The following is a 6951-nucleotide window of genomic DNA, read 5'->3' as shown; positions in this document are numbered from 1 at the left end:
AGCGATGACGGTGCCGCCGCTACCTCCGGCACCTCCATCGCCCCAAAGCCAACCGCCGTTGCCGCCAGCGCCACCTGCCGTGGTGCCGCTGCCGCCGGCACCACCCCTGCCGCCGTTACCGAAGAGTCCGGCGGAACCGCCGGCACCACCCGCTTGGCCCGCTTTGCCGGACCCACCCGCGCCGCCGTTGCCGAACAGCAGTCCGCCGGCCTCGCCCGCCTGTCCGGTACCGGCAAGCCCGTCAGCCCCATTGCCGATCAGTGGGCGGCCCAGCAGTGACCGGAACGGCGCGTTGACCGCATTGAGCAGGTTCTGCTGGACATTGGCCGCCTCGGCGGCGGCATATTCGCCCATGCCGACGGCCAGCGACTGGACGAACCGTTCGTGGAACTCTGCGGCTTGGGCGCTCAGTGCCTGGTAAGTCTGCCCGTGAGCCCCGAAGAGTGCCGCGATCGCCGCCGACACTTCGTCCTCGGCGGCAGCAACTATCGCCGTGGTCGGAATCGTGGCTGCCGTTCGAGCCGCAGCGATCGACGAACCGAGCGCCGCCAGATCATTTGCTGCCGCCAATGCCGCTTCCGGCACCGCGTAGACGAAAGCCATTGCGCAACCTCCGATAACCCCGTCGGCCCGGTCACCACATCGCGGCCCGGCGTCCGCAATGACAGTAGCCAGGCGTGGACGCTACGTTCGGCGTTTGGGCGAAAGCATTGGAAATTTCATCGGCGGGCTGACGCGTCCGCGGCAATCGTTGGCGTCGTCAGCGATGTTGTGCGTCGGCGAGCATGTGCCGCACCGCGAGATGACTGAACAGCATGCTGGTACCGATCGGGTTGCCCCCGCCCGGATACGCCGTGCCGCTGGGCGCCGCCATGGTGTTACCGGCCGCGTACAGGCCGGGGATTGGATTGCCCGACCGGTCCAGCACCCGGGCGGCGGCATCGGTGCGCAAGCCGCCCTTGGTGCCCAGGTCCGAGATGCCGAAGGCGGCGGCATGGTACGGCGGCCGGTCGATGGGCACCAGCGGCGAGGCGCCGCCGGAGAACGCGCGGTCAAACGCCTCGTCGCCGCGGCCGAAGTCTTCGTCGACGCCCGTGGCGGCGAAGCCGTTGAACCGGGCGACCGCGGCCACCAGCGCATCGGGCGGCACCCCGATCTTGGCGGCCAGTTCCTCGAGGGTGCCGGCGGTGTGCCACAACCCGGCGTCGACATACTTCTGTGTTTCGACGATGGACACGTTGGCGGCCTTGACCGGCGGGACCTCGCCCTCCCGGTCGTCGTAGATCATCCAGTACGGCAGGGTCAGCGAGCCGTCCTGTAACTGGGCGATGATCTCGCGACCGGCCCGGTCATAGGCCCGTGACTCGTTGACGAACCGGTTGCCGTCCTGGTTGACGAAGATGCCGCCGGTGAACCACAGCGCGAACGCCGAGCGGCCGTCGGGGTGGGTCATGCCGGGTGACCACCACGCCTGGTCCAGCAGGTCGGTGTCGGCACCTGCCGCGATGCCCGCCTCCAGCGCCAGGCCGCGGCTGCCGGGACCACCCATCGTGTCCCGGGCCACGCCCGGCACGCCGTACCGGCGGCGCAGGTCTTCGTTGCGTTCGAAGCCGCCGGCCGCCAGCAGGACACCCCGTCGGGTGCGGATCGCGGCGCGCCGGCCCGCGTTCTCGACGACGGCGCCCACCACCTTGCCGTCATCGACCACGAGATCGACCAGCGCCGTGTCGCGCCGCAGCGTGGCGTTCGGGTACTGGGAAATGGCTTTGAGGAAGCGCGCGATCAAGGCGCGACCGCCGATGTAGTAGTCGGGCGGGGTGGGAACGCCGAGCCGGTCGGTGTCCAGCGGCCCGCGGATCGCGTCCCGCAGCTCCGGCGCGGCCGCAACTTTGAGCGGCTTCGCCGCTATATGCCGTCGACCGTCCAAGCGAGCCTTGGGCGCCTTGCCGTAGTAGTCCGGCCACGGCAACGGCACGAACTTGATGTCAGGATCCTGTTCGAGATACTCGACCAGCGGGGCGCCGCCGCGGACGTAGGTTTCCTGGATTTCGCGGGGAGTGCGGTCGCCGACCACGGCGTGGTAGTAGGTCAGCGCGTCCTCGATGGTGTCATCGAAGACGCCGGGGCCGGCGGCACGCTGCAACACCGGGTTGCACGGAAACCACACCCCGCCGCCGCCCGAATACGCGGTCGTGCCGCCGAACTTGTCGGTCGCTTCGACGAGCAGCACATCCAGGCCCTCCCGGGCCGCGGTATAGGCGCCGGTCACCCCTCCGCCGCCGGAACCGGCGACCAGCACGTCGTGTTCTTCGGTCCACTCCACCGGCAGACGGACGCCCATCAGCGGAGACTACTTAAGGACTGATTAAGGGCCTCCGAAGGGTCCGGTGGGGTTGCCGATAACATCGAGTCCCATGACAAGCGTTACCGACCGCTCGGCCCATTCCGCAGAGCGTTCCAGCGAGCACACGATCGACATCCACACGACCGCGGGCAAGCTGGCGGAGCTGCACAAGCGCCGGGAGGAGTCGCTGCACCCGGTCGGTGAGGCCGCCGTAGAAAAGGTCCACGCCAAGGGCAAGCTGACGGCCCGAGAGCGCATCACCGCGCTGCTGGACGAGGATTCATTCGTCGAGCTCGACGCGCTGGCCAAGCACCGCAGCACCAACTTCGGGCTGGAGAAGAACCGTCCGGTCGGCGACGGCGTCGTCACCGGTTACGGCACCATCGACGGTCGCGACGTGTGCATCTTCAGCCAGGACGCCACCGTGTTCGGCGGGAGCCTCGGCGAGGTGTACGGCGAGAAAATCGTCAAGGTGCAGGAACTGGCGATCAAGACGGGCCGGCCGCTGATCGGCATCAACGACGGCGCCGGAGCCCGTATTCAGGAAGGCGTGGTCTCGCTCGGCCTGTACAGCCGGATCTTCCGCAACAACATCCTGGCGTCCGGCGTCATCCCGCAGATCTCGCTGATCATGGGCGCCGCGGCCGGCGGGCACGTCTACTCCCCCGCCCTCACCGACTTCGTGATCATGGTCGATCAGACCAGTCAGATGTTCATCACCGGACCCGACGTCATCAAGACCGTCACGGGCGAGGACGTCACCATGGAGGAACTGGGCGGCGCCCACACCCACATGGCCAAGTCGGGGACGCTGCACTACGTCGCCTCCGGTGAACAGGACGCGTTCGAATACGTGCGAGAGCTGCTCAGCTACCTGCCGCCCAACAACGCCACCGACCCGCCGCGCGAACCGGCCCCGCTGCCGGTCGGGGCCATCGAGGACAACCTGACCGACGAAGACCTCGAGCTGGACACGTTGATCCCGGATTCGCCCAACCAGCCCTACGACATGCACGAGGTGATCACCCGCATCCTCGATGACGACGAGTTCCTGGAAATCCAGGCGGGCTACGCGCAGAACATCGTCGTCGGGTTCGGCCGCATCGATGGCCGCCCGGTGGGCATCGTCGCCAACCAACCGACGCACTTCGCCGGCTGCCTGGACATCAACGCCTCGGAGAAGGCGGCCCGGTTCGTGCGGACCTGCGACTGCTTCAACATCCCCATCGTGATGCTTGTCGACGTTCCGGGCTTCCTGCCCGGCACCGGCCAGGAATACAACGGCATCATCCGCCGCGGCGCCAAGCTGCTCTACGCCTACGGCGAGGCCACCGTGCCGAAGATCACCGTGATCACCCGCAAGGCGTATGGCGGCGCGTACTGCGTCATGGGCTCCAAGGACATGGGCTGCGACGTCAACCTGGCCTGGCCCACCGCCCAGATCGCGGTGATGGGCGCCTCCGGGGCAGTTGGCTTCGTCTACCGGCAGAAGCTCAAGGAGGCGGCCCAGGCGGGCGAGGATGTCGAGGCGCTTCGCCTGCAGCTGCAGCAGGAGTACGAGGACACACTGGTCAACCCGTACATCGCGGCCGAGCGCGGATACGTCGACGCGGTGATCCCGCCATCCCACACCCGTGGGTACATCGGTACGGCGCTGCGGTTGCTGGAACGCAAGATCGCGCAGTTGCCCCCCAAGAAGCATGGGAACATTCCGCTGTGACCGATCTCAGCGAACCGAGCGAAAGCGCCGCGGCGCCACAGCCGCATGACCCGCACATCCAGATCCTCAAGGGTGAGCCGACTGTCGAGGAACTCGGTGCGCTGATCGCCGTCCTCGGCACGATCGGCGGCGGGACCGCGCCGCCCCCGCCCGAGCCCGCCCGCTGGGGGCTGCCGGTAGACAAGCTGCGCTATCCCGTCTACAGCTGGCAACGCATCACCCTGCAGGAAATGGTGCACATGCGTCGATGACCCGGCTGGTGCTTGGGTCGGCCTCCTCCGGTCGACTCACCGTGCTCCGCCAGGCCGGCGTGGACCCGCTGGTGTTGGTGTCCGGCGTCGACGAAGACGAACTGATCGCCGCGCTGGGGTCGGACACTGCGCCCGATGAGGTGGTGCGCGCCCTGGCCCGCGCAAAGGCCGAACAGGTGACGGCCACGCTGATCGAACGTGGCTCCGATGTCACCACCGATTGCGTTGTGCTGGGCTGTGACTCGATGCTGTACCTGGACGGCGGCCTGTGTGGCAAGCCCGGCTCGATCGATGCGGCGCGGCAGCAATGGCAGTCGATGGCCGGCCGGTCCGGCAACCTGCACACCGGGCACTGTCTGATCCGGGTCCGCGACCACCGCGTCGAGCACCTGGCCGCGCAAACGTCGATCACCACGGTCCGTTTCGGCCAGCCGTCGCACTATGATCTCGAGGCGTATCTGGCCAGCGGCGAACCGCTGGGCGTCGCGGGGGCGTTCACCCTGGACGGTCTCGGCGGCTGGTTCGTCGACGGTGTGGACGGTGACCCGTCGACGGTGATTGGGGTGAGCCTGCCGCTGCTGCGCGCATTGTTGGCCGGCTGCGGGCTGTCGGTGGCGGCCTTATGGGCCGGCAACGGTGTATCGGCATGATGGAAAGGCGCCGAACGTGAGGCTTATGCAGCAATATCGTCGCGATCAGGTACCGCAGGCTCACGCTCGACGCCCCGCGGCGCCACGCAAAGCCACGCGAAAGTGAGTGAAGTGATCACCTGGGCCGAATTCGCCGACGCCGCGCCACACATCGCGGAGATTTTTCAGCGACGGCACCGCGCCGCGGGCAATCTGTGCATGCTAGCCACCCTGCGGTCGGACGGATTTCCGCGGATCAGCCCGATGGAGCCACGCATCTTCGAAGACCAGCTCTGGATCTCCGGCATGCCGGACACCACCAAATACCGTGACCTGCAACGAGACCCGCGCTTGTGTCTGCACACCGCGACCGTTGACACCGCGGTATCCGAAGGTGACGCGAAGCTGTGGGGCCGGGCGTATGTGGTCCCCTACGACGAGTTGCACCGACGCTTCGCCGCGGCGCTGTTCGACGAGATCGGGCTCGATCTGCGCGAGCAGGAGTTCGACCTCATCGGCGTCGACATCACCGGCGCGTCAGCGGTCGAAGTGCACGACGACCACCTCGACATCACGGTCTGGAAGCCAGGACAGCCGGAGCGGGTGGTGCGCAAGCACTGAGTAGGCTTTAGGCGTGCCGCTACCCCCAGATCCAAGTCCCACTCTCTCGGGCTACGCCCACCCCGAACGGCTCGTTACGGCCGACTGGTTGTCCGCCCATATCGGAGCGCCCGGCCTGGCCATCGTCGAGTCGGACGAGGACGTGCTGCTCTACGACGTCGGTCACATCCCGGGAGCCGTCAAGATCGACTGGCACACCGACCTGAACGACCCACGCGTGCGCGACTACATCGACGGCGAACAGTTCGCCGCACTGATGGACAGCAAAGGCATTTCCCGCGACGACACCGTGGTGATCTACGGCGACAAGAGCAACTGGTGGGCGGCCTATGCGCTCTGGGTGTTCACCCTGTTCGGGCACCCCGACGTCCGCTTGCTCAACGGCGGACGGGACCTGTGGCTCTCCGAGCGTCGCGACACCACTCTCGACGTCCCGACCAAGACCTCTACCGGTTACCCCGTCGTGGAACGCAACGACGCACCCATCCGGGCGTTCAAGGACGACGTGCTCGCGTCGCTGGGCAGTCAGCCGCTGATCGACGTGCGCTCGCCCGACGAGTACACCGGCAAACGCACCCACATGCCCGACTACCCCGAGGAGGGGGCGCTGCGCGGCGGCCACATCCCCACCGCACGGTCCATCCCGTGGGGCAAGGCCGCCGACGAGAACGGCCGGTTCCGCAGCCGCGAAGAGTTGGAACAGCTCTACGACTTCGTCAAGCCGGACGACAAGACCATCGTTTACTGCCGCATCGGCGAGCGGTCCAGCCACACCTGGTTCGTGCTCACCCACCTGCTGGGCAAGCCGGGAGTGCGCAACTACGACGGCTCGTGGACGGAGTGGGGCAACACCGTGCGGGTGCCGATTGTCGCCGGTGTTGAGCCAGGTGAAGTACCAGGGCGATGAACCGATGAGCATGCCCGCGCCGCTGGCCGAGGTGGTGTCCGACTTCGCCGAGGTCCAGGGCCAGGACAAGCTGCAGCTCTTGCTGGAGTTCGCCAACGACCTTCCGGCGCTGCCGCCCGACTTGGCCGAGGCCGCCATGGAACCGGTGCCGGAATGCCAGTCACCGCTTTTCCTGCACGTCGACGCCAGCGATCCCGACCGGGTGCGGCTGCACTTCAGCGCGCCGGCCGAGGCGCCGACCACCCGCGGGTTCGCCTCGATCCTGGCGGCAGGACTGGACCAGCAACCGGCCGCGGCGATTCTGGCAGTGCCCGAGGATTTCTACACGGAGTTGGGCCTGGGAGCGTTGATCAGCCCCTTACGGTTGCGCGGCATGTCGGCCATGCTGGCGCGAATCAAGCGTCGCCTGCGCGAAGGCGCCTAAGGGGGAACCGCCTGACCGGGCCGACGGCGTGGCGCATAAACTTCCCCCGACAGAC

7 protein-coding genes and 1 pseudogene are annotated in these 6951 nt (G+C 67.6%); 6 read left to right on the top strand and 2 right to left on the bottom strand.

What is annotated here, in order from left to right:
* Together BN972_RS04055 and BN972_RS04050 are read right to left on the bottom strand one after the other, a co-directional pair.
* Positions 1 to 603 (bottom strand): PE family protein (locus tag BN972_RS04055; RefSeq protein WP_148305386.1); only part of this gene is annotated, 603 nt, incomplete at its 3' end.
* Positions 604 to 760: 157 nt separating this feature from the next.
* Positions 761 to 2341 (bottom strand): FAD-binding protein, encoded by a 1581-nt coding sequence (locus BN972_RS04050; protein ID WP_036353164.1) that lies wholly within the window; start codon positions 2339 to 2341, stop codon positions 761 to 763.
* 73 nt (positions 2342 to 2414) lie between these two features.
* On the opposite strand from BN972_RS04050, the gene BN972_RS04045 reads away from it, so the two are divergent.
* The 6 genes and pseudogenes from BN972_RS04045 to BN972_RS04020 all read left to right on the top strand — a co-directional run bounded on the left by BN972_RS04045 (position 2415) and on the right by BN972_RS04020 (position 6896).
* Positions 2415 to 4064 (top strand): acyl-CoA carboxylase subunit beta, encoded by a 1650-nt coding sequence (locus BN972_RS04045; protein WP_036353162.1) that lies wholly within the window; start codon positions 2415 to 2417, stop codon positions 4062 to 4064.
* Positions 4065 to 4099: 35 nt separating this feature from the next.
* Positions 4100 to 4315: pseudogene (locus tag BN972_RS04040) on the top strand (acyl-CoA carboxylase subunit epsilon); the annotation flags it as partial.
* Positions 4312 to 4965 (top strand): Maf family protein, encoded by a 654-nt coding sequence (locus BN972_RS04035; protein ID WP_036353158.1) that lies wholly within the window; start codon positions 4312 to 4314, stop codon positions 4963 to 4965. The pseudogene BN972_RS04040 and the gene BN972_RS04035, both read left to right, overlap by 4 nt.
* 111 nt (positions 4966 to 5076) lie before the next feature.
* A complete protein-coding gene (locus BN972_RS04030; RefSeq protein ID WP_036356477.1) occupies positions 5077 to 5565 on the top strand; it encodes a pyridoxamine 5'-phosphate oxidase family protein in 489 nt (162 codons plus the stop codon).
* A 13-nt stretch (positions 5566 to 5578) separates the two neighbouring features.
* Positions 5579 to 6472: a sulfurtransferase gene (locus BN972_RS04025; RefSeq protein WP_036353155.1), complete on the top strand. Its 894-nt coding sequence runs from the start codon at positions 5579 to 5581 to the stop codon at positions 6470 to 6472.
* 4 nt (positions 6473 to 6476) lie between these two features.
* A complete protein-coding gene (locus BN972_RS04020) occupies positions 6477 to 6896 on the top strand; it encodes a SufE family protein (protein ID WP_036356474.1) in 420 nt (139 codons plus the stop codon).
* Positions 6897 to 6951: the final 55 nt, after the last annotated feature.

The organism is Mycobacterium asiaticum DSM 44297, assembly GCF_000613245.1.
GTDB classification, from domain to species: domain Bacteria; phylum Actinomycetota; class Actinomycetes; order Mycobacteriales; family Mycobacteriaceae; genus Mycobacterium; species Mycobacterium asiaticum.
Note: the sequence above shows the minus strand (reverse complement) of the source record. Positions and strands in the feature narration are given on the sequence as shown.

Excerpts from the sequence above, each read along its gene's own strand:
- BN972_RS04035 (WP_036353158.1), top strand. The coding sequence starts at position 4,312 with ATGACCCGGCTGGTGCTTGGGTCGGCCTCCTCCGGTCGACTCACCGTG.
- BN972_RS04020 (WP_036356474.1), top strand. The coding sequence starts at position 6,477 with ATGAGCATGCCCGCGCCGCTGGCCGAGGTGGTGTCCGACTTCGCCGAG.
- BN972_RS04050 (WP_036353164.1), bottom strand. The coding sequence starts at position 2,341 with ATGGGCGTCCGTCTGCCGGTGGAGTGGACCGAAGAACACGACGTGCTG.
- BN972_RS04045 (WP_036353162.1), top strand. The coding sequence starts at position 2,415 with ATGACAAGCGTTACCGACCGCTCGGCCCATTCCGCAGAGCGTTCCAGC.